Origin of the sequence: Bartonella sp. AP30XZML (genome assembly GCF_042195945.1) — a bacterium.
GTDB lineage: Bacteria > Pseudomonadota > Alphaproteobacteria > Rhizobiales > Rhizobiaceae > Bartonella.
Window position 1 is genome coordinate 1 of sequence record NZ_JBHIPJ010000053.1, and the last position, 23134, is coordinate 23134.

The 23134-nt window shown below is 37.4% G+C and carries 23 protein-coding genes and 2 pseudogenes; 8 read left to right on the forward strand and 17 right to left on the reverse strand.

Translation table 11 applies throughout. The annotated features are described in order from the left end of the window. From ACFIL2_RS03530 to ACFIL2_RS03605, 16 genes and pseudogenes are all read right to left on the reverse strand, one after another. Positions 1–149, reverse strand: a pseudogene (locus ACFIL2_RS03530) (trwi protein); the annotation flags it as partial. Positions 150–320: 171 nt separating this feature from the next. After that, positions 321–1088 (reverse strand): type IV secretion system protein, encoded by a 768-nt coding sequence (locus ACFIL2_RS03535; protein WP_375676961.1) that lies wholly within the window; start codon positions 1086–1088, stop codon positions 321–323. Continuing rightward, positions 1085–3556 (reverse strand): VirB4 family type IV secretion/conjugal transfer ATPase, encoded by a 2472-nt coding sequence (locus ACFIL2_RS03540; RefSeq protein ID WP_375676962.1) that lies wholly within the window; start codon positions 3554–3556, stop codon positions 1085–1087. The genes ACFIL2_RS03535 and ACFIL2_RS03540 overlap by 4 nt, the downstream gene beginning before the upstream one ends. A 2-nt stretch (positions 3557–3558) precedes the next feature. Continuing rightward, on the reverse strand, positions 3559–3867 hold the full coding sequence (locus ACFIL2_RS03545) for a type IV secretion system protein VirB3 (protein WP_375613868.1): 309 nt from the start codon (positions 3865–3867) through the stop codon (positions 3559–3561). A 12-nt stretch (positions 3868–3879) separates the two neighbouring features. After that, entirely contained in the window at positions 3880–4188 is a 309-nt protein-coding gene (locus ACFIL2_RS03550) for a conjugal transfer protein (RefSeq protein WP_375676963.1), read from the reverse strand. Positions 4189–4313: 125 nt separating this feature from the next. Then, positions 4314–4634: a VirB2 family type IV secretion system major pilin TrwL gene (trwL, locus tag ACFIL2_RS03555; protein WP_375676964.1), complete on the reverse strand. Its 321-nt coding sequence runs from the start codon at positions 4632–4634 to the stop codon at positions 4314–4316. A 126-nt stretch (positions 4635–4760) separates the two neighbouring features. Next, positions 4761–5075, reverse strand: coding sequence for a VirB2 family type IV secretion system major pilin TrwL (trwL, locus tag ACFIL2_RS03560; RefSeq protein WP_375676965.1), 315 nt, complete (start codon positions 5073–5075; stop codon positions 4761–4763). A gap of 114 nt (positions 5076–5189) precedes the next feature. After that, positions 5190–5501, reverse strand: a complete 312-nt coding sequence (trwL, locus tag ACFIL2_RS03565; protein ID WP_375676966.1) for a VirB2 family type IV secretion system major pilin TrwL — start codon at positions 5499–5501, stop codon at positions 5190–5192. A gap of 127 nt (positions 5502–5628) precedes the next feature. After that, positions 5629–5952: a VirB2 family type IV secretion system major pilin TrwL gene (gene trwL / locus ACFIL2_RS03570; protein ID WP_375676967.1), complete on the reverse strand. Its 324-nt coding sequence runs from the start codon at positions 5950–5952 to the stop codon at positions 5629–5631. A gap of 56 nt (positions 5953–6008) precedes the next feature. Continuing rightward, the gene (trwL, locus tag ACFIL2_RS03575) at positions 6009–6332 is read right to left on the reverse strand and encodes a VirB2 family type IV secretion system major pilin TrwL (RefSeq protein WP_375676968.1); all 324 of its coding nucleotides are present in this window, start codon (positions 6330–6332) and stop codon (positions 6009–6011) included. Positions 6333–6407: 75 nt separating this feature from the next. Further along, positions 6408–6725, reverse strand: coding sequence for a VirB2 family type IV secretion system major pilin TrwL (gene trwL, locus ACFIL2_RS03580; protein ID WP_375676969.1), 318 nt, complete (start codon positions 6723–6725; stop codon positions 6408–6410). 109 nt (positions 6726–6834) lie between these two features. Next, positions 6835–7152 (reverse strand): VirB2 family type IV secretion system major pilin TrwL, encoded by a 318-nt coding sequence (gene trwL, locus ACFIL2_RS03585; protein ID WP_375676970.1) that lies wholly within the window; start codon positions 7150–7152, stop codon positions 6835–6837. A 137-nt stretch (positions 7153–7289) separates the two neighbouring features. Continuing rightward, entirely contained in the window at positions 7290–7607 is a 318-nt protein-coding gene (trwL, locus tag ACFIL2_RS03590) for a VirB2 family type IV secretion system major pilin TrwL (protein ID WP_375676971.1), read from the reverse strand. Beyond that, positions 7570–7869 (reverse strand): KorA family transcriptional regulator, encoded by a 300-nt coding sequence (gene korA, locus ACFIL2_RS03595; protein WP_375676972.1) that lies wholly within the window; start codon positions 7867–7869, stop codon positions 7570–7572. The genes trwL (ACFIL2_RS03590) and korA overlap by 38 nt, the downstream gene beginning before the upstream one ends. A 128-nt stretch (positions 7870–7997) precedes the next feature. Further along, the gene (locus ACFIL2_RS03600) at positions 7998–8615 is read right to left on the reverse strand and encodes a TrwN protein (protein ID WP_375676973.1); all 618 of its coding nucleotides are present in this window, start codon (positions 8613–8615) and stop codon (positions 7998–8000) included. After that, positions 8615–9229 carry a hypothetical protein gene (locus ACFIL2_RS03605; RefSeq protein WP_375676974.1) on the reverse strand — a complete coding sequence of 205 codons (615 nt, stop codon included), beginning with the start codon at positions 9227–9229 and terminating at the stop codon, positions 8615–8617. The genes ACFIL2_RS03600 and ACFIL2_RS03605 overlap by 1 nt, the downstream gene beginning before the upstream one ends. 128 nt (positions 9230–9357) lie before the next feature. Between ACFIL2_RS03605 and ACFIL2_RS03610 the strand changes: the two genes are divergently transcribed. Then, on the forward strand, positions 9358–9645 hold the full coding sequence (locus tag ACFIL2_RS03610; RefSeq protein ID WP_015857007.1) for an H-NS family nucleoid-associated regulatory protein: 288 nt from the start codon (positions 9358–9360) through the stop codon (positions 9643–9645). Positions 9646–11218: 1573 nt separating this feature from the next. Here ACFIL2_RS03610 and ACFIL2_RS03615 read toward each other — a convergent pair. Continuing rightward, positions 11219–12496 carry a ubiquinone biosynthesis hydroxylase gene (locus ACFIL2_RS03615; RefSeq protein WP_375680172.1) on the reverse strand — a complete coding sequence of 426 codons (1278 nt, stop codon included), beginning with the start codon at positions 12494–12496 and terminating at the stop codon, positions 11219–11221. A 735-nt stretch (positions 12497–13231) separates the two neighbouring features. Here ACFIL2_RS03615 and ACFIL2_RS03620 point away from each other — a divergent pair. The 7 genes and pseudogenes from ACFIL2_RS03620 to ACFIL2_RS03650 all read left to right on the forward strand — a co-directional run bounded on the left by ACFIL2_RS03620 (position 13232) and on the right by ACFIL2_RS03650 (position 22980). Then, positions 13232–15673 carry a DNA translocase FtsK 4TM domain-containing protein gene (locus tag ACFIL2_RS03620; RefSeq protein ID WP_375633474.1) on the forward strand — a complete coding sequence of 814 codons (2442 nt, stop codon included), beginning with the start codon at positions 13232–13234 and terminating at the stop codon, positions 15671–15673. Between the two features lie 706 nt (positions 15674–16379). Next, positions 16380–16643: pseudogene (locus ACFIL2_RS03625) on the forward strand (DNA translocase FtsK); the annotation flags it as partial. Positions 16644–16764: 121 nt separating this feature from the next. Next, on the forward strand, positions 16765–17373 hold the full coding sequence (locus ACFIL2_RS03630) for an outer membrane lipoprotein carrier protein LolA (RefSeq protein ID WP_375633473.1): 609 nt from the start codon (positions 16765–16767) through the stop codon (positions 17371–17373). Positions 17374–17406: 33 nt separating this feature from the next. Then, positions 17407–18222 carry an exodeoxyribonuclease III gene (locus ACFIL2_RS03635; RefSeq protein ID WP_375680173.1) on the forward strand — a complete coding sequence of 272 codons (816 nt, stop codon included), beginning with the start codon at positions 17407–17409 and terminating at the stop codon, positions 18220–18222. 61 nt (positions 18223–18283) lie between these two features. Then, positions 18284–19765: an efflux transporter outer membrane subunit gene (locus ACFIL2_RS03640; RefSeq protein ID WP_375640389.1), complete on the forward strand. Its 1482-nt coding sequence runs from the start codon at positions 18284–18286 to the stop codon at positions 19763–19765. After that, complete coding sequence (locus ACFIL2_RS03645; protein ID WP_375617822.1) at positions 19762–20988, forward strand: efflux RND transporter periplasmic adaptor subunit; 1227 nt, start codon at positions 19762–19764, stop codon at positions 20986–20988. The genes ACFIL2_RS03640 and ACFIL2_RS03645 overlap by 4 nt, the downstream gene beginning before the upstream one ends. Positions 20989–20991: 3 nt before the next feature. Next, positions 20992–22980 (forward strand): MacB family efflux pump subunit, encoded by a 1989-nt coding sequence (locus ACFIL2_RS03650; protein WP_375680174.1) that lies wholly within the window; start codon positions 20992–20994, stop codon positions 22978–22980. Positions 22981–23134 lie beyond the last annotated feature (154 nt).

Below are 23134 nucleotides of genomic sequence, written 5' to 3' on the forward strand. Positions count from 1 at the left end.
AGCCATCCGTAGATGATGAAAGCGATTGTGATACCGATTGATACAAAGGGTGTAATTGTAACAATTGCTTTTGAGGAAATATCCGTGACATATGTTTTTGTTATCTGATCAATTTTATTGAAAAGTTGCGTGAAAACTGTAAAGTCCATGGAATTTCTCTTTAACAAATTTTCAACTTTTTATATGCTTTTTAAGCATTTTTCGTTGAATTTTTTAAGGATAAAATGAAACTTTGTAGACCTTTTCGATCTATGAGAGAGAATTGAGTATTACGCATTAACTTTTTCTTTTTACTATACAAAATATTGTTACAAAAAGCTTTATCTAATAAATCTTATGGTAGGCATTTTCGTGTTTTTACTATTCAAAATTTTTATGTTATGTTTATCTTTCTGTTGTTTGATAAGTGTATGTTCAGCATTGCGTAAATGTGTAACCATTTGTAGTTTTGCTGTTTCATTTTGTAGCATAGCAAGCATTCCAATTATATGTGCTTGTAACTCGGTAATACTTTTTAGATCTTTTGTTGTTGTGATTTCGTTTAATAGTTCTTCAATTTGCTGAAAACGATTGTTTGCTTCTTGAAAAGTTTTTAAACTTACGGCTTTATCAGTGATGGCTGCATATTGGATACGCTTGTTGATAAAACTGCTAGATTCATGGATAGTGACAGGAATTTCTTCTTCTTTTAAAATATTTTCAAGTGATGTAGATAGAGCAGAAGGTTTATTTCTATTGTAGAGATTCTCTGGATTTTTGAGAAAAAAACTACTGTGATCTGTTTTTACATTTTTAAGTTTTTTAGTATCGAATTTTTGGCTTCCCGTTATAGACTCGTGTATCTTTTTTACTTCCTCAAGGTGTTTTTTTAGCATATCGAGAAGTTGGGCATCAGGTGGCGCTTTCTTTTGCTGTGGAGTTTTTTTAGACTTTGATGTATTTGAAGATGAACTTCCAAAAAAATTGGGCCACTTCGTTGGAACGGATGCCGATAAATCCGCCGCCCCAGCGCCCCAAACCCAAGCCATCGCTGGGTTTGAAATCCCTAAAGTTATTACAACTACTATTGAAATGACCTTTTTTTTCATGTTTCCCTCCTGTCATTTTTTGCGTGCTGTAAGAAAATTGGTAACCATATTGCCGGATCATCACCAACTTCTGCGATAATGCTTTCGGCTAACTCTGCGTTATCAGGCGTTCCTGATAACACTAAGAGCTCGTCACTAAAGTCGTGTTCGATGGTTTTTCCATCGCGTGTCAGATGGAATTTACCAAGATTCAGTTCTGCAAGCGCAGATTGATCACCCTGCTTAATGAGGAATTGGCGACTAAACTCACCGAGTCCTTTAACGAGTTCAAATTCGGCATCTGTTAGTTTAAAGCCTTTTGTATAATCTTCATAATTTGCTTTGGGATTGGCTAGAAAAATGTAAGTTGCACACTGTTGAATGAGTGTTTTGGCAATATTACTTTCCAAGGCATCGCTAGGCTCTTGTGTTGCATAAACAAAAATACCATTTTGTTTACGGATAGTCTTTTGTTTATTTTTCGCTAAATCTTCAAAGTACGGATCTTGCAAAGGCTTCCAAAACTCGTCAAAGATATACATAAATCGCTGTCCGCTAATCATGCCTTCTGTGCGGTAAAGCAAATACATCATCACTGGAGTGCGAGTTTCAAAATTATCTAAAAATTCCGTGATATCAAAGCCGTAAATTTGATGTGTTAAGAGATCAAGAGCATCGTGGGGATTATCAAACAACCATCCATAATCACCACCTTCACACCATTTTAGTAAGCGAGCATGAACAGATGGGTGAGCATTATAATCACTTAAACGTGGATTTGGTAAAAATTGTACCAGAAAGGACAAACGACGGAGTGATTGGTCAATGTTAGCACTCATAACAGACATAACAGCTTTGTTAATTTCTTCCTCATCGTGATGCGTGACTTCACCACCAGCTTCTGCCAATTTTTTAACAAATTGTTTCAGAAAAATAAGATTTTCTTGTGTGGGTGGGAGTTGGAAAGGATTGAAACCACTTTTTCTGCCTGGCTTGAATGTTAAATATTTTCCACCCATCGCCCGAATGGCAATTTCCATACCACGATCTTTATCAAAAACAACAGTTGTCGGCTTAAATTTTTGTGCTTGTGCTAACAAAAAGCCGAGTAACACGGTTTTACCGGAACCAGATTGTCCGATAAGTGCGGTATTACCAAGTAAACGTTTATCTGTCGAGTCCTCTTCAAGTTTGGAGGCATGAAAATTGAAATAAAGCGGTGTTTTACTGGTTGTTTTAAGAATTGTGACGGCTGGTCCCCATGGGTTGCCAGTGGGTTTTCCTGACATAAAATTATGAAAAGATGAAAATGATAAAAAGTTCAATGATGTAATCGGAGCAGGACGTGGTCTCCATTTCCAATTGCCAGGAAGTTGTGCCCAATAGCCAGCCTCTATCGCTAAGTCTACAGGTTTAGGCAGTACCGCAACGTCTAGTAATGCTGCACTTGCTTTGGCCATATGGTCGCGAACTTGTTGAATTGTATCACCATAGATCGTCAATGTGCAGTGATGTTCTCCCATGACAAAATGCCCACTGATAAGCTGGTTTAGTGCTTCGTCAATTTGTTCAATTTGGCTCGTTGCCACATCTCGTGCATCAATAAGATTACGCTGATGCCGTTGTAAATAATCTTTAGCAGCATGTCGGGAGAGAACTGAAAAGCTCTGCGTCAATACGAACTCGAAGTCACTTTCCAACAAAACATTTAATTGTCCTGGTTTGGTTGTTGCATCATATTCTTTAATTTCAAGCATTCCAAATCGACGCATTCCACTGGTTGTTCGCAGTTCACCAAGAGCGCCCCATTTTGAGAAAAAAGGTCGATTGACAGACATATAGTCAGCAAAACGGTCATGGCAAATTGGCATAGGGCGATATTCACCATTGACAAGCATTCCAAGGAATTCAAGTGCAGAAGAATAAGCATGCCCATTTTTTTCATAAGCACCAAGAAGTTCTGCACCGTAACGGTTTAAAGATTGGCCTAAAGTACGATTGATGTCATTGAGTTCTTTGATACATGTGTCTTGTCGCATCTTTTTTTGATCAAGCGTTTCACGTTCATGTTTAGAAAAGAACGACATAATTTTATCCGCTATCGGTTGAAAAATGACAGTCAGATATAAATCATTGACCATCAAATTATAACCAGTAAAGCTTTGTCGATATTTTTCATCAAGCTGATAGCAAAACATTTGATCAAATGTTGAATCAGGATATTCATAAACACGGCGGCGCACAATATGCGTCCAAAATGATAAATTGGCTGATGCAAGACCCCGTAGAGTATTGTTAAGCTCTTTTATCCATTGAAAAATATCTTCTTCTGAAGCGCTTTGATGCGAACGCCCATCAATTTTCCAAATTGACAAATATTCCGCATTTTTAGTAGAAATAATCGTATCTGTAATATGATGTGAATAAGGCAGAAACAGGCTTACAGGTGCCTCTGATGCAAGGCGTTTGCTGCTTTCAACAGCTGTCATGTTTATCTCCTTTTACTATAATCAGAGGGACTATAACTTGATGCGCCCCAAAAACCTTTGTTGCGATTGCGAAATTTAGTATCGATCCATAACCACCAGATACGAAACGCCTTATCATCGTTTTTAGTAATTTGCACCATAATAAACCATAATGGAGGTGCTATAATCCACAAAAAGATACTTACTGTCATAGCAATAACAGCAACCCCCATAACCATAACGATAAATGGCATCATGGGGACACCCCATATCGTTGGAACACGTGTTGCTCCCTTGAATAGGGGGAATTCTTTTTTTTCTTGCGATTTCATGGAATGTTCTCGTCACTGGAGGTGAAATAATATGTGGCTAATATAAAAAGCTGCACCAGCAATAATGATACTGAATGCCCATCGCATAAATGTAGCTCTTGCGATAATGCGAAATATATAAATAAGCAAAAGTAATAAAAGAATGATAGCAGCAACGATAGGAATAATTATACTTAATCCATATTGCATCCCTATGAAAACATTTAAACTCTTTGTTTCCGTTTGAGCATATGCAGATTGAGTTATTAATAACATAATCAAAGTTATAAAAATAGTACTAATCTTACATATTTTTGATTGAAGCGTATTTAATTGTTTCATATCTTTTATCCCCTTTTAATTAAAGTTGCTATAAATAATATTCCTTTTTTCGTAGTATGAGCGATATTATTACTGGTACAAATCTATAATCAACGAACATTAAAAACATTACGTATTATACTAATTTATGCTTGACCTGTAAATAGCAGTTTAGCAAGTTGGGTTGCCGAGCCAGCAATGACAACGCCGATTGCCCACCGTACAAACGTATCTTTTCCTATATAGCGGCCTGCGTAACCAATTGCTAAGCACAAAAGTATCACGGCAGCAGCAACAGGAATAATGTGATCAATAAGATCTTTTTTTAGAGCATCTAGAGCTTTTTCAGCAGGAGCTAATTTTGCATTTGCATATGCAGACTGTGTTATAAAAAATGCAATTATAGCTGTAGAAATTACTATGATTCTGTTGTTATTTTGTGTTTGGACATTAATTAATTTTCGCATATTTTACTTTCATTAAATTTTCATGAATATTTTATATTTTTTAACATAAACAAATTACTATCTTTATATGTTACAATTAGCAAATATAAACTCTTAATTAAAAACATTATGTATTATACCAGTTCATTACTTACCTGTAAATAACAGTGTAGAAAGCTGTGTTGCTGAGCCAGCGATGACAACGCCGATCGCCCACCGTACAAACGTATCTTTTCCAATGTAGCGCCCTGCATAGGCAATTGCTAAACACAAAAGTATAACAGCAGCGGCGAGAGGGATAATCGTTTTTAAGTCATTTTGGAGTGCATCTAACGCCTTTTTTGCAGGATCTAATTTTACATTTGCATATACGGGATTCGTTATAAAAAAGGCACTTAGAGCTGCAGAAATTACGATAATTTTGTTATTATTTTTTAATTTGAGATTAATTAATTTTTTCATATTTTACTCTTATCAATACTTTGTATATTCTTAATATAAACGAAATATCACATAATATTTTTAAATTTATCAAACATAAACTCTCACATTAGAAACATTATGTATTATAAAGACTCACACTTGCCCCTTGAATAACAGGCTCGCAAGTTGGGTTGCTGAGCCAGCGACGATAACACCGATTGCCCACCGTACAAATGTATCTTTTCCGATGTAACGTCCAGCATAACCAATTGCTAAGCATAAAAGGATAACGGCAGCAGCAACAGGAATAATATTAGTAGTAAGATCTGTTTGCAGAGTTTTTAAAGCATCTTCAGCTTTTAGTTTTGCATACGCAGGATGTACTATAAAAAATACACTTATAGCCGAAGAAATTGCTGTGATTCTGTTGTTATTTTTAAATCGGAAATCAATTAATTTTTTCATATTTTACTCTTAATTAATGCTCTTATTAATACTTTGTATTTATTATTATAAAACATATGAGATTTTTATATGTGTATAATAATTAGATATAAAACCTTATGATAAAAATATTATGCATTATATAGACTTACGCTTGCCCCTTGAATAACAGGCTCGCAAGTTGGGTTGCTGAGCCAGCGACGACAACGCCGATTGCCCATCGTATAAATGTATCTTTTCCGATGTAGCGTCCAGCATAACCAATTGCTAAGCATAAAAGTATAACAGCAGCAGCGACAGGAATAATATTAGTATTAAGATCTTTTTGGAGTTCTTCTAAAGCTGTTTTTGCAGGAGCTAAACCGTTTGCTTGGGCCCATACGGGATGTGTTATAAAAAATACAGTTATAGCTGCCGAAAGTGTGATGATTTTGTTATTATTCTTTGATTGGAAACTAATTAGTTTTTGCATATTTCTCTCACTAAGATTATAGATAACATTTTGTATTATAGCTATCATCTTTAATTTTAATTAACTGCACCTGTGAATAAAAGCTTAGCTAGCTGGGTTGCTGAGCCAGCGATAACAACACCGATTGCCCATCGTATAAATGTATCCTTTTCGATGTAACGCCCTGCATAGAGAATGGCTAGGCATAAAAGTATAACAGCAGCAGCAATAGGGATAATGTTTTTAATGAGGTCGTTCTGTAAAGCCTCCAAAGCAGTTTTTGCATTTGTTAATTTTACTTGAGCATATACAGAATTGCTCATAAAAAATATAATTAAAGTTGCAGAAATTTTAATATTTTTATTTCTAACTATTGTTTGAAGGGTATTTAGTTGTCTCATATTGTTTGTCTCAATTTAGATTTCTCTTTAGAATAAAAAGATATTTTATACTGAATGACTTAATATTCATTCTCATTACGCGCCTGTGAATAACATATTTGCAAGTTGGGTTGCTGAACCAGCGATAACGACACCAATTGCCCACCGTACGAATGTATCTTTTCCGATGTAGCGCCCTGCATAACCAATTGCTAAGCACAAAAGTATCACGGCAGCAGCAATGGGGATAATCGTTTTTAAGTCTGTTTGGAGTGCAGTTAAAGCTTTGTTTGCAGGCTCTAAAACTACTGCTTGGGCTAACACAGGATTAGCGATAAAAAATACAGCTGAAACTGCAAAGTTTTTAATAGTTTTATTATGAATTATTCTTTGAAGGATATTTAATTGTTTCATATTTTTATCTCAATTTATATCACATTGGTATGAGTAATCTCTTTTCTTCAATATGTTTTTTATTGAATACAATGAAAATACTGAAATCTAAATTTTCTTTCATGAAAATTTATGCAGTTTTAAATAATAAACCGGCAAGTTCAGCTGCTGAACCAGCGATAACGACACCAATTGCCCACCGTACAAATGTATCTTTTCCGATATAGCGCCCTGCATAACCAATTGCTAAGCACAAAAGTATAACGGCAGCAGCAATGGGGATAATATCTTTCAAGTCTTTTTGGAGCGCTTTTAAAGCGTTGTCTGCAGGAGTTAAAACTACTGCTTGGGCTAACACAGGATTGGCCATATAAAATACAGTTAAAGCTGCAGAGGCTTTAGTAATTTTATTCCAAATTATTGTTTGAAGAGTTTTTAATTGTTTCATATTGCTTATTCCAATTTAGATTACAGTTAGTATAAATAAACTCTTTTTTCGATATAGTTTTTATTGTGCTAAATAAAAATACAGAAATCTAAGTTTCTTATTTCATGAAAGAAACATTTTATGTTTAAATAGATTTATCAGTTGGATTTAAATAATAAATTGGCAAGTTCAGCTGCTGAACCAGCGATAACAACACCGATTGCCCACCGTACAAATGTGTCTTTTCCGATGTAGCGCCCTGCATAACCAATTGCTAAGCACAAAAGTATAACGGCAGCAGCGATAGGGATAATCGTTTTTAAATCTGTTTGGAGTCCCTCTAAAGCTTTTTTTGCAGGAGCTAAACCCGCTGTTTGGGCGGGTACAGGATTGGTCATAAAAAATACAGTTAAAGCTGCAGAAAACGCAGCAATTTTATTACGAGCTGTTGTGTGAAGAATATTTAATTGTTTCATGTTCTTTATCCTGATTAAGATTAAAACTCCCACAAATGACCCCTCTTTCATGAAGAAACTTAAAAAGATATTTTGGATCAGCCCAAGTTCTTAGTTTTCCTCTTTGTGTAAGTAACGCATATTTATTTTGCTTTCCGGTGATTGGATCATCGGAAATAAACGTGAAATACCATTCCCTCTCTGAAAGCATCACGACTGTAATCTCACGTGCTGCTTTTTGACTAAATGCTATATCAACGCTGTTTTGTTCTATCATTTTCATTATCTTTGCCCTCAATTAGAAGAGATTTTGTTCAATCTTACTAATTAGAGCTTTAACATTTTCTTATCTACCTTTCATTATAATATCCTATCAAAATTCTGGGTTTTCGTGAAAATATCAGTCATCACTCAGTGATCTTCTCGATGAAGAAAATCTTCAGCTGAAAAAGCATCTCTGGCGCTACTTTCTTTATGTGTAAATGCATCTTCTTCTCCTTTTGAAGAGAGAGAAAGAGAATCTACTTTAGTTGTCTGTTCTGGTTCTTCTTTTTTAAGCTTTATAGGCTCCTGCAAGCCTTCATTTCCTCGTACAGCAGCTTTTACTCCAATATATGAAGTAATTTTTTGCATATGGGCGTGGTTTGAGTTTTCTGTATTGTAAAAATTCAGCACAGACTGCAAAGTCGCTTTTTCAAAGATGCACTTTGATGTTGTTTGTTCATAGCAGTAAGTTAAAGCGCTTTGTGCAGCTGTAAGATTTCTGCAAAAATCAAATGCATCAAAAAGATAAAACAATTTCACATTTCCAACACCAATTTGCCCTAAAATTATGTTAAAATTATGTTCACTCTGTTCAGCTGTTGCGATTGTTTCCTTAAGCTGAGATGTTTGATAGAAGAAGTTATCTTTATTATCTGTTACATAGACATTGTCCCGCGCTTCTTGTTTGGCGATAACTGAAAATGCTATGGGGGGCGTATTGGATATGTATGCAGCAGCAAAAAATGTGAAATCTGGAACAATCATTAGCAATACACCTTATTATGAAGAATTTTATTAATACAAATGCTAATTCTGTGTTGTGCTTTTTCTCGTTGTCTTTTGATTTTATAAATTTGCAGAATGAGATTGTTTAGCTTAGAATATTCCTTGTGATTATTGTTTTGTTCCCTTCTAAGAATACTTTTAACATATGCGAATATCCAACCAACAAGATAAAAGTGTGGAATAAAATAGAGCATATTACGCCAACCAATATTATTGGAATCACGAAGAAAGGCGCTGCTTTTAAAAAATAATAATCTTTGATACTGTATTGAAGCTGCTTGTTTTATATAATTCTCTAGTTGCAAAAATCTTTTCAAAAAAAATTTATACGAAGTAAAAAGCCGTTGTGTATGAGGGGAGGTTTTCTTGTCATAATGAACTACACTATCATTATACAGAGAGGGCTTGTTCTTTGTTGCGTATTGCCATAACTTATAGAGTGACGATTTATATTTACTTTTGACTACTGTTTCATAAGAGTCAGAGAGGTGTGATGGTGTTTGAGCACTGCATTTAGCAGTTCCAGCGATTGAGCTGAAAAAAGATGCAGTGGCGGTAATTGATATACCAATAAACAGTTCTTTGTGGCTCAAAGCACATCTCCGTCAAAGTGATATATGTATCGTAATTTTAATTTCGATAATAAATAGACAGAAATTGTCTATAATTGTGTTTAAAATATGTCAAAAAGAAATTCTTTTTTGCAAGGGGAGTAATTAAGGTGAATGATCTCAAAAATATGAATTTTGATGAACTACAAGAGATGCGTACACAAATCGATGTGGAATTAAAAAAACGGCAAGCAAAGGAAAAGCAAAATGCGCGACGAAAAATTCTTGAAATTGCTAATGCCCATGGAATTGATATCGCTGATCTTGTGAGCAAAGAGCGCCATTATAGAAATCCCAATAACCAATGGGAATTATGGAATGGGCGTGGACGTAGACCTAAGTGGATTAAAGAGTGGTTGGAGAATGGGTATACACTTGATGAACTCGAAGTAACGTAACACGTGTGCGATCTTTACAAGATAAGGGAATACCAAGGAATGTAAATGCAAGAAGTATGCTCTTTTGGGTAATTTAATTGTATAAATATACTGAACGAATATATTAAAGTATTGAGTTACCAAATACAATGATAGGGAGCGTGAACAATTTATTTAAATGCAAAAGGTCTTGTTGTCATAATCTGGCAAGCATAATGATGATGCCAGATTGGAATATTGTAATTGCTTTTGGCATGTGAGAGAGGGGGGATATTTTACTTCTTTTTATCGTTTCATTAACGTTGCTCTTTTTAGTCTATGTAAATAAATAGTTTTATTGATTATTTACAAAAATGGTCGAAATGAGAATAATTTATTGCATAGGGATTTTAACTCAATATGTAAAATGATAATTTTATCAATTAATATGTTAATAAATTAGCATACTTATATTTTTGAAATACTGTTCTGTAGAACAAGCCTGATGTTATAGATTTTGTTTGGTCTTTTTTCTGTAAGATTATATATGAGGCATTTACTTTATTTATCGTTCGTTTAGTTGAGATGAGTGAGTGTGTAGAAAAATGGAAAATTTCTATGGCTGTTATGGGTTTTATAGAATTTATGACATATTTCTGAGCGTTTGTGATTAAAATTCATTTATGAGCGTTTATGAATAATGAATAAAGAGTGTATTTGAAAATAAAAGGATTGGATCATTTCTATTGCGGTTTATCTTCTTTTATGGTGTGAAATAGGGGGGTATGCAGGTTTACAATTGTGTGTGATGGTATAGAGTGCGGAACACTTTGTTATATATCGGAATATTTTTTCTAAAATTGTGTGGTATTCCACAATAAGTTAAAGAGTTTGTCTGAGAAGCAGAATGCCCCAAACGGAATACATTTATGTTTCCAATTTACGCGCTTTTTTAAAAGAAAATTTTTCAATGCAACTAAGCTTATTTTATAGCGCTTCTCGTGAATAGTATAACGTAAAAGTCTCTATGAGCATATAAAATCCATTGTACACCACCATTTTTACTTCAATAAAAAGTATAAGCCGGTGCCATTATATACTTTACTCGCCTCCAATATTGCTAAAGTCCTTAGTTCTTGAGAGAGGGAGGCTTTTGTCGCTTTGTTTAATTGTTTTATTTATACGACACTTTCGCTTGTGATGTGCAAGCGAATGATTTTGATTGCTTCAACATGAGAGAGATTTGAAATAAGGGTATTTTATGATCTTTAGATTTCTCACTCAATATGAGAACAATGAACTTATTATTATAAATAAAAGTGTTGTGTGCTAAAAAGTCTTGTTTATTTTATTATGCCGTGAAATGGCTTCTTTTAAGGTGTGGTGATATAAAGCAACAACCTCTCTGAGATATTAAACGTTTTTTTCAGTGCGTAGTGAATACTCTCATAATGTAGCTTGCTTGTCGAGTTTTATGTTAAGTGAAATATGGGAGGAGGAAGTCAAGAAAAAATTACTCGACAGGAATCCGGTTTGTAAACAGATTGGATGAGATAGGAATTTTTTGTTCTTTGAAGGAGGAAGGGAAAGGTTGTAAAATAGTATGAATTTTTTCTTAAAGTGGGAAGCCGTGTAGAAGACGTGGGGCATTTGGAGTGAGTCCGGCAGCTTCTTGAATGAAGTATTTTTTTATTTTTGGTGCTTGATTAATGATTCCAAGTCCGGTATCGCGGAGCATCCGTAAAAGAAGGCTATCATTAGAAAAGAGTTTATTAAGCCAATCATTGCTTAAAGCCATACGGACAATTTCAAAACGTCTCCAGCTTTGATAGCGCTCTAAAGCCGTGAGGGAGCCAATGTCAAGACCTAGTCGTGCTGTTTCAATAATCACTTCAGCCAGCGCAGCGCTATCGCGTAATCCTAAATTGAGTCCTTGTCCTGCAATGGGGTGGATGGTATGGGCGGCATCGCCAACGAGAGCAAAACGTGGTTTAACGCATTGACGTGTTAAAGAAAGACTCAAAGGAAAAGCTTGACGTTCGCCATCCCAAGAGAGTTTGCCTAATCGATGGCCAATGCGTCTTTCGAGTTCTGTTTCAAAAATAAGTGCATCAGCTTTGAGATAATATTGCGCAGTTTTATGATCTTCATTCCACACAATGGCGGATCGGTTGCCTTTGAGAGGGAGAAGAGCAAAAGGACCGGCAGGTAAAAAATGTTGAATTGCTTGACCATTATGGGGTTTTTCATGTTCAACTGTGCAGATGATTGCTGTTTGTTTATAGGGATGAGAAAAGTTTTTAAGATCTGCTTTTTGGCGTAATTTCGAATGGGCTCCGTCAGCTGCAATAAGCAATTTTGTTTGCCAAACCTCTTCATTATTTAAAGTGACGGTTGTATGTTGGTCTTCTTGATGAAAATCAATGACACGGGTGTTTGTAATAACAGGGATATTGAGATCTTTGACACGTTTTTTTAAAGTGTTGATGAGTTTTCTATGCTCTACCATAGCAGCAAAGGGCTCGCCGGGATTAATGTCGCCTTCAAAGGTTAAAAGAGTGGGTTTGACAGGATCATTTGTGCTTGTATCTGTGATGATCATTGAATGAATGGGTTGCGCATAGGGTTTTATAGGTTCCCAACATTGTAATTGTTTTAACATACGAATAGAAGCAGCAGCAAGGGCAATGGTTCGTATGTTAGAAGCAGGGGTATCGCCTTGTGGCGCAGCATCAACGATTTTTATTTTCAGATTAGGGGCTGTTTGCTTGAGTGCTATCGCTAGGGTTAAACCGACAGCTGCCCCCCCTGCAATGAGCAGATCACATTGTTTAGTTTTATGAGATTTAATTTTTTTATTGGGTTGTACATCTTTATTGCGATTAGAACACACAATACTTCTTCCATTGTTTATAGTTTGCTTTCTTTTAAAAAGAATATCTTTTTACATTGCCTAAAATATCTTAACTTTTACTTTTCTCTCTGCTTTACAAGAACGAGGTTTCTTTTGGCGCCAATCTGATGACGGATTGGTTTTTCAGAGTTTTTCTGCTTAATCATTTATGTGATTCATCTTACAGATTTATCGGATAAGCTTTTTTGAATATTCCTCTTCAATTCTTTTTACACTTGGTTGATAAAAAAGAAAACTAAAAATAAACAAAGATGGTCGTGTATTTTTTAAGTTGTGTGAGTTACTTCAGTATGCCTGTCCTGAAGGGGGATATTTAGTTAGTATGATAGATAAAAAATTGTTGTCATTCGTGATGGTTAAAACAGTATTCATATTTTGCCGTTATCATGATGTAGCATAAAAAATATTATTTGTTTAGGAAGGTGCCTATAGGACCCATGTGACATTTTAACACATGAGGTGTTTTTTGGTTGATCGTGTGATAAATATCTTGGGAGAGCTTTTTGTGTGCCTTATGAAGGATAGTCTCTTAGGGTGGTGATATATGAGTGATATGAAGTGGTTAGAAGGTAGAACGCGCTAGATAAGACGTCGGATTGTTTACAGGCTATTTGTTTACAGATCGGTACAGAGTTTTAAGCTTCATCCTTTTTTAAGAGAGAGAGGGAGTTATAACTCTTTAAAATATGAAAGTTTTGTATTTGGAATTGATAGATGCACCGAAGTTCTTCTCCTTATGATTCATTAGAAGTGCGAAATTCTCAAGGTTCGCGTCTTATTGAGATGTTTTTACGTCAGATAGGGGTATTTATTGGGCTTGGGCTTTTAGGCTTTATTATTTTTTGTGTGTTTGCTTTGGCGACGTGGAATGTTGAGGATCCATCTTTAACCCATGCAAGTACAAATGAGGTTACAAACCTTATGGGGTGGATGGGGGCAATTTTTTCAGATTTTATTATGCAGTTTTTTGGCTTGGCAAGTCTTTCTGTTTTGTTGCCACCGTTATTTTGGTCTTTTCTCTTGTTGGCGCAAAAGAATATCTACAATTTGACTTTGCGCTTTTTTTTATGGGTGCTATCAACGATTTGTTTTTTAATTGCTTTTGCCCTTATGTCACCTGTTGCTTCTTTTACTTATTGGCCATTGCCAATGGGATTAGGAGGGGTTTTAGGAGATAAAGTTTTAAGTGTTGCTTCTTCAGTCTTTCCTCTTTTTCTTTCTCCTCCTTACACGGTGTTTTTCAGTGTTGTTTTTATTCTTTTAGGTTTTTTCACCGCTGCTTTTGCTGGTAATGTGATATGGCGGCGTCGAACAAAGAAAAGAAAAGAAAAAAGCATTCCCAAAGACGAAATCGTTAATCCAGTCTTTGAGTTGGAAGAAGATACGGAATATGCCGCAGAGGAGGATCGTGAAAATCATGGTTTTTTTGCGACAACTTGTGGCGCTCTTTTGCATCTTTTTTATTTTTTTCAAGCGCGTTTTTTTCGTTTATTCTGTTTCAAAAGGCGTTTTCAGAGTAAAGGGCAAGGAAAGCCATTTGATCGGATTGAGCCAACTTTTTTAGGTGAAAAAGTAAAGTGTGAGGAAAATCAAAATAAAGCCTATATTTCTCCTGTTAAAAATCGAAAGTCTTTAACAGCTTCTTCAAAGGGTGGTTTTGTTCTTCCTCTTGTAGATTATCTTTCGGTTCCACCACCGTCTGTTAAGGATGCAAAACTTTCTCCTGCTATTTTAAGAGCAAATTCTCAGGAGCTTGAAGGGGTTTTGTTAGATTTTGGGGTCAAAGGAAAAATTATAGATGCTTGTCCTGGACCGGTGGTAACTTTGTATGAATTTGAACCGGCTGCAGGCATTAAGTCTTCCCGTATCATTGGTTTGGCAGATGATATTGCACGCTCGATGCGTGCGATTTCGGCGCGTGTTGCGGTGGTTCCAGGACGTAATGTTATTGGAATAGAATTGCCTAATGCAAAGCGTGAGATGGTTTATTTACGAGAAATGTTGCAGGCGCAAGAATTTATTGACAGCAAAGCCAAGCTAGGACTTGCTTTGGGTAAGACAATCGGGGGGGAAGCTGTTGTTGCAGATTTAGCAAAAATGCCCCATCTTTTGGTTGCTGGTACAACAGGATCGGGAAAGTCTGTTGCTATCAATACAATGATTTTATCATTGCTTTATCGTATGACACCTGAACAATGTCGTCTCATTATGGTGGACCCGAAAATGCTTGAGCTTTCGGTTTATGATGGCATTCCCCATTTATTAACACCCGTGGTGACAGATCCTAAAAAAGCCGTGATTGCTTTAAAGTGGGCTGTTCGTGAAATGGAAGAACGCTATAGTAAAATGTCAAAACTAGGCGTTCGTAATATTGATGGGTTTAATGCACGTCTTAGGGAAGCTGCAAGTCAGGGAGAGACAATGGTGCGGACAATTCAAGTTGGATTTGATCGCGAGACCGGTGAGCCTCTTTATGAAACGGAAACACTTGATTTTAGTCCTATGCCCTATATTGTTGTCATTATTGATGAAATGGCTGATTTGATGATGGTTGCTGGTAAAGACATTGAAGGCGCGGTTCAACGCTTGGCACAAATGGCACGTGCTGCCGGTATCCACGTGATTATGGCGACACAGCGTCCTTCCGTCGATGTTATTACTGGGACGATCAAAGCCAATTTTCCTACACGTATTTCTTTTTCTGTGAGTTCAAAAATTGATAGCCGAACAATTTTAGGTGAACAGGGGGCCGAGCAATTATTGGGACAAGGAGATATGCTCTTTATGATGGGAGGAGGACGTATTCAACGTGTGCATGGTCCTTTTGTTGCGGATGATGAAGTGGAGCAGGTTGTTGCGCATCTCAAAGCGCAAGCACGACCTGATTATTTGGAAACAATTACGCAAGAAGTTGAAGAGGATGGTGCTGATGTTTCTTTGGCTTCTCCTTCAGAAGATGATCCCTATAGTCAAGCTGTTGCTATTGTGCTTCGTGATCGTAAGGCTTCGACTTCTTATATTCAACGCCGTTTAGGCATTGGTTATAATCGTGCTGCGACACTGATTGAGAGGATGGAAGAAGAAGGTATCATTAGTCCAGCAAATCACGCAGGGAAACGAGAAATTTTAGTGCCTGCTGAAGAAGAGCGCTTTTGAAAAATCTTTATAGTTGTTTTTTATAATATCTTATAAAACAAGTGTTTGTTTACTGTATCGTAGAAAGTCTGCATTTTCATACACCAGTTCTCGATTTGCGATAGCTCCTTGGCACTTGGAACTCTTTATAAGGGGATTCTTTATCTTATATAACTTTTATCCACACACCAACCTTGCTTGTAATGTGCAAGCAAATGATTTGAGTTAATTCAATATGAGAGAGTATGTGATGAAAGAATCTTATTGTATTTGGCGTTATGATTTAAGTTAAAAAGATAAATTATTATAAATCAATATCTTGGTATAAAATAATGTTATTGCGAATGTAGGGGTGTAAAAGCATGTAAGACTTGATATTTAAGTGTCTTTTTAAGTGCGCTCTAAATATTTAGGGCAAGGCTGATCTGTCGAGTCTTAATATAAATGAATTATATGGGGTGGGAAGCTAAGTGAAATTTGCTAAACTCCAAACTGTTTACAGAGCGGTTGTGGTGAAAATTTTTATTCTTTTGGGTGAGAAGGAAGTCAAAAAAGTATTTTTGATACTTAAAAGAGCTTTCAGGTTTGCGAGTAATATGTTTAGTCCTTAATCCATTATGTCTTGACTATAATTTATGTTGCTTCATAGATTAGGGGTGGAAAAGAATATATTATGCGTTTAGAAAAGCAGGAAATTTGGATGCTTTCGGAAACTTAAACGCAGACTGATTATTTGGAAACGATACCGCAAAAAATAAAAAAGGATGTTTCTTTAGCTTTTTCTTTAGCAGATGATTCCTATTGTCAAGCTGTTGCTATTATGCTTCGTGATCGTAAGGCTTCAACTTTTTATATTCAATGTCGTTTAGGCATTGGTTATAACCGTGCCGCCACATTGATCGAAAGGATAGAAGAAGAAGGCATCATTAGTCCAGCTAATGATATGGGTAAGCGAAAAGTGTTGGAGATTGTCGAAGAAGAATACTTTTAAAAATCTTTTGATATTTTTTTCAAACAATATCTTTATCTTATAAAGAAGGGTATTTATTCGTCGTTGATCACTTAAGTTATGAATTATAAAGTCAATTAAGTATTGCTTGGGAGCATTTTTTATGAAAACGTCTTTTTTACCGCAAAGAAGAGTCTTTGGGTTGGTGGGAATTATTATCTTTTGGTGTTTAACTGTTCCTGTTTTTTCGCAAGCATCTAATAAAGTGATAAAGGCGCAAAATGTTGTGAATCACTTTGCGGCAATCAAAACAATGACAGGTGATTTTATTCAGTTTAGTCCAAAGGGAAAAATGTCTCAGGGGACATTTTATTTAGAGCGCCCAGGGAAAATTCGTTTCATTTACAAAAAAATGCCTTTACAGATTATTTCAGATGGCCAATTTGTAGGTATTAACAATCGGGCTTTGAATACTTGGAACTTTTCACAACTTTCGCAAACGCCAATGAAATTTTTGTTGGATGATAAAATTGATGTATCTTCTGGGCGCTTGTTCGCATTTCGCGAAGATCCAGGGGCTGTAACGATTGTTCTGCATGATAAAACGATTGGGGCAGGGCAAATAAGGATGGTTTTTGATTCTAAAGGCTCTGCTTTGCGACAGTGGACAATTGTTGACCAACAAAATTTGGAAACTACTGTGCAGATTATGAATGTGCGGACAGACGTCCGGTTCGCTAATGGGATGTTCACACTTCCTTCGAAGAAATGAAGAAAGAGTGTTACGTCATTGGGATTAAAACAAATGTTCTTTCGTATTGCAACTTGGAATATTAATTCTATTCGTTTGCGTCTTGCACAGGTTTTTCAGTATTTGGATCTCTTTTCCGTAGATGTTTTGTGTCTACAGGAAACAAAATGTCCAGATGCTTTATTTCCAGTGGAGGCTTTTGAAGCAGCGGGTTATAAGCATATCGCATTGAGTGGACAAAAATCTTATAACGGGGTGGCTATTGCTTCTCGTTTGCCTTTTAAAAAGGTAGAAAAGCGTTTTTTTTGCCAAAACCAAGATTGTCGCTATATCTCAGTTATTGTGGAAGCCCATGGGAGAAGCTTGCGGATTCATAATTTTTATGTTCCTGCTGGGGGAGATATTCCAGATGCTGATGTGAATGAAAAATTTCGTCATAAGCTTGATTTTTTAGAAGAAATGTCTTCCATACGTGCGGATCAAGGAGATGGTCTTTCTTCTCTTTTGGTGGGCGATTTAAATATTGCTCCTTTGGCAGAGGATGTTTGGTCTCATCAGCAATTGTTGAAGGTTGTAAGCCATACTCCTATTGAAACCGAGCGTTTACAGGATTTGTGTTGTCAAGGTGGATGGGTTGATCTGATGCGGTTGCATATTCCTGCTCCTACCAAGCTTTATACATGGTGGAGTTATCGTGCACGCGATTGGGCATTTACCGATTATGGGCGGCGGCTTGATCATGTTTGGTCTTCTCCTGATTTAGCACCTTTTGTTGTAGATCTTTCGATTTTTCGTGATGCGCGCGGATGGGAACGTCCTTCAGATCATATTCCTGTGCAAACTGTATTTGATTTTTCACGTCAAGTTTGAAATAAGAGGTAAATAAAGTATTAATATTAAATAATGATTCTGAAAGAATGCGGGAGACTAGATGTATATCAGAAATCTCAAAAGGGGCGCTTCTCGTGGATTACTTTCTAGTGTCTTGTTGTGGTTGCTTTTGTCAGGATGTATGGTTGGTCCCAATTACCAGAAAACATCTTTTCGTGTTCCAGCAGTTTGGGGAGAAAAATCTGCACAGACTGCTGGACAGCCAGTTGCGCTTGCCGGATGGTGGCGGCGTTTGAATGACCCTGTTCTAGATGCATTAATGGATTATGCGATTTCTGGAAATAATAATGTTGCTGTTGCCAAAGCTCGGGTACGTGAGGCGCGTGCGAGTTTAGGACAGGTTGTGGGAACTCTTTTGCCAAATGTGTCCAATTCAATTTCAGGAACCCGTAGTCATTCTGCACAGTCTGATGCATTGTTAAACCAATACCGTAGTGGTTTTGATGCAAGCTGGGAGCTTGATTTTTTTGGTGGGCATAAACGAGCGGTTGAAGCAGCGCGTTATGGTCTTGATGCGGTTGTGGAAGATATGCGTGCTACCATGGTGACATTGCTAGGAGATGTGGCAACAAATTATGTACAAATGCGTGGTTGGCAACAGAAATTGTTGATTGTGCGTCAAATTGCTGTATCACAACGTAAAACCTATGAATTGATGCGTGCTAGATTAACAGCTGGTGATGTTTCTGAGCTCGATGTTTCAAATGCGCAAGCACAAATGGCAAATACAGAAGCAGATATATCACAGATGGAAGCGAATTTAGCAATGAGCGTTCATCGCCTTTCTGTCTTAACTGGTCGTGTGCCTACGGCATTGAAGGCTCTTTTACAAAAAAATGCTAAGTATGCAAAGATTCCACAACCGCGCTGGCCGATACCAGCAGGAATTCCAGCTGATATTTTGTTAACACGTCCGGATTTACGACGGGCAGAGCGTCAATATGCGCAAGCGACAGCGCGGATTGGTCAACGTGAAGCAGATCGCTATCCATCACTTACTTTAACAGGTAATATTTCGACAGCCGCAACGGCGATAGATCAGTTATGGAAAAATTCAACGATTGGCTGGTCTTTTGGACCTGGTCTGCGTTTTCCTTTTTTTAATGGAGGTCAGGTTGAGGCTTCTATTGCTGTCGCGCGTGCACAGCGTGATCAAGCTTTTATTACTTATCGAGCTGCTGTTTTGGGAGCTTTAGAAGATGTAGAAAATGCGTTGGTAAGATTAACTAAAGAACATCAACGCTTAGAAAAGCTAATCATTGCGAATAAAGCTTCTCTTCATTCCTTAAAACTTTCACGGAGTCTTTTTGAGAATGGAAATACCAGTTTTCTTGAATTGTTAAATGCTGATCGCTCTTATTATTCTGCACAAATGGCGCTTAAAGATAGCCGTGTTTCTTTGGTTACACAATATATCACGTTGATGAAAGCATTGGGCGGGGGCTGGGATGGCGTTGTTGATGTATCACGTCCGGAAGTCGTTGATGGTGCACCTCGTTTGCGTGCAAAGGTAGGGAAATGAAAAAAAACTTACTCAAAAATTTCATTACAAAACACAAAAAACTTTCCTTCTTTTTAACTGCTATATTTCTCATTCTCTTGTTTTTATGGTTGCGTTCTGTTTTTTTTGGAACATCTACTCCAACTTATATAACAGCGGTGGTGAAGCGTGGGGATATTGAGGAAAGTGTTTTAGCTTCTGGTCTTGTACGTCCTTACCGGTTGGTGGCTGTTGGTGCGCGAGCAACAGGGCGTGTGGTGTCAATGCATGTTTCCCCTGGGAGTGTTGTGAAAGAAGGCGATCTCTTGGCAGAAATTGATCCTACAGATCAGGAAAATGATTTAAAAAGAAAAAAAGCAGCATTATCGCATTATTATGCGAGTTTGGTAGAACAAGAAGCCTATCTTTCTCTTGCACAGAAAAATTTAGAGCGTCAGAAAAAAATGATTGAAACACGTGCGGTTTCACGTGCGAACCTCGATGAGGCTATGACACAGGTGAAAATACGCGAGGCGCAAATTGAACAACTTCGTCAGCAGATTGTGCAAGCACAAATTGATGTGGAGAGTGCAGAGGTTAATTTAGGTTATACACGCATCACTGCCCCTTCAGCGGGAACGGTTTTGGCAACAGTTGTGGAAGAAGGGCAGAATGTGAATGCGGTTCAGTCGGCGCCAACAATTGTTATTTTGGGTGATTTATCAAAGATGACGATCAAGGCGCAAATCTCAGAAGCAGATGTTCTTAAAGTCCGAGCTGGACAACCACTTTATTTTACAGTTCTAGGTAATTCACAGCGTCGTTATGAAGGCGTTTTAGAAAAAGTAGAGCCGGCTCCTGAAACAATTCGTGCTGATGTGAGTATTAATCCTGGTATGGTGAGTGGTTCTAGTGCTTTAATCTCATCGGCTATTTATTATAACGGAATTCTACATGTTGATAATGCGGACAATTTTTTGCGAACCTATATGACTGCTCAAGTTCATATTATCTTAGGGCGCGCACAGAATGTCTTGTTGGTTCCAAGTAATGCTTTACGCGATGAGACAAGAGAGCGTAAAGCATGGGTTTCTGTTTTGGTGGGGGAAAATAAGTTGGTTACTAAACAGGTGAGCGTTGGGTTGAATAATAAGGTTATGGCAGAGATTATTTCAGGACTTAACGAGGGTGATGTCGTCGTCACCAGTTCGTCTGATGGAGTGATGCCCGAGTCTTCTAACATGCATAGCGAAGACGAGAGTTAAAGCATGAGCACAAATCAAGCAGATGCTGTCTTCGTCTTGGAAAATATTGTGCGCAAATTTCCTGCGGGCGAAGCGTTTGTTACCGTTTTGAAAAACATCAATCTTACCATTAAACGTGGTGAAATGGTGGCAATTGTAGGTGCTTCCGGTTCAGGTAAATCTACCTTGATGAATATTTTAGGCTGTCTTGACCGTCCAACTTCTGGCCGTTATTGGATCTCTGGTAAAGAAATAGCTTCCCTTTCTGCGAATGAATTGTCGGCTTTGCGACGTAATCATTTTGGTTTTATTTTTCAGCGTTACCATTTGTTGAATGAATTGACAGCTCTTGGTAATGTTGAAATTCCGGCTATTTATGCGGGAAGTGCCGTGGAAGCAAGGAAAAAGCGGGCACAGGATCTTTTAACACGTTTGGGCATGGGTGATCGGATAAATCATCGTCCAAATCAGCTGTCCGGTGGTCAGCAACAACGTGTTTCTATTGCTCGGGCGCTCATGAATAATGCGGAGGTCATTCTTGCAGATGAACCAACTGGTGCATTGGACAAAAAGAGTGGGCAAGAAGTATTGCATATTTTGGATGAACTTCATCAAGAGGGACGTACTATTATCATTGTAACCCATGATATGCAGGTGGCTGAAAGAGCAGAGCGTATTATCGAAATCAGTGATGGGGAAATTATTGCTGATAAGCGGTCAAGGGTTGCAAAAACAAAAGTTGGTAGAAAATCTCTTCAGGAACAACAAAATCTAAAAGGCCAACAAAAACTGGGCTTTTTTCGTTCTTTTGTTGAGCGATTCCGTGAGGCGTTTGTGATGGCTCTGTTGGCAATGAATGCACATCGCATGCGGACTTTTCTAACAATGCTTGGGGTGATTATCGGTATTGGGGCGATTATTGCTATGGTGGCTTTAGGGAATGGTACACGAGAGAAAATTCTGGAAAATTTTAAAAGTTTGGGTGCTAATACATTAACCATTTTTCCTGGCAAAAGTTTTTCTGATCCACAAGCAGAAAAAATAACCAGTTTGGTTGAAGCTGATGCAGAAGCCTTGTCTGGGTTACCTTATGTTTCTGGTGTAACACCTCAGATTTCAACAAGCTCAAAAGTGCGTTTTGGTGCAGTTGAAGTCAATGCTGTCATTGTGGGGGTGGGAGAACAATTCTTTCAGACACAGGGGCTTAAAGTTTTCAAAGGACAGTTTTTTGATCAAAAAAGTGTGCATGATCGGGCGGTTGATCTCGTGATTGAAAAAGAAGCATTGTCTGTTCTTTTTCCCCATAGCCATGAAAGCCCTCTTGGCAAAGTGGTGCATGTGGGTAATGTTCCAGCGCGTATTATTGGTGTTGTTGATTCGCAAAATCACGCAAATGGAAACACATCAAATACATTACAGCTTTATTTGCCCTATACAACAGTGCAAACGCGTTTTCTTGGTACAACAGAAGTTCGTGCAATTACTGTTAGGATTGCTGATGATGTCGATTCACATTTAGCGGAAAACATGGTGAAACGTTTTCTCATTATGCGGCATGGTGGAGAAGATTTTTTCATTAGAAATTCAGAATTCTTTCGTGAACGTATCATGGAGAGTACACATATCTTAACACTTTTAATTTCTTCAATTGCAGCGATTTCCCTGATTGTAGGTGGTATTGGGGTGATGAATATTATGCTGGTCACCGTTTCTGAGCGGATCAATGAAATTGGTGTGCGTATGGCAGTTGGTGCACGCCAAAGTGATATTTTGCAGCAGTTTCTCATTGAAGCGGTGTTGGTTTGTGTCATTGGTGGTGGTTTGGGGATCTTGCTTGGGCTTTCTATCGGTGGCTTGTTCCTTCTGTTTAAGGCACCTATCCATCTTATCTATACCATTGAATCGATCATTATGTCTCTTACTTTTTCAACCCTCATAGGAATATGTTTTGGCTTTTCTCCAGCGCGGCAAGCTTCACGGCTTGACCCTGTTGTCGCTCTTTCACGCGATTAGACTTTATCAATTTGGGCATGTTTGTTCGTGATGCTTTCCACTTGGATGAAGCGTTTATGAAGCAAAACATGAATGGGAAAAGTTTAGCATTATTTGCTGCTCTATTTTAGAAAACGCTTTGTTCGTTAAGTGGAGCGTACCACTAGAGGTGAAC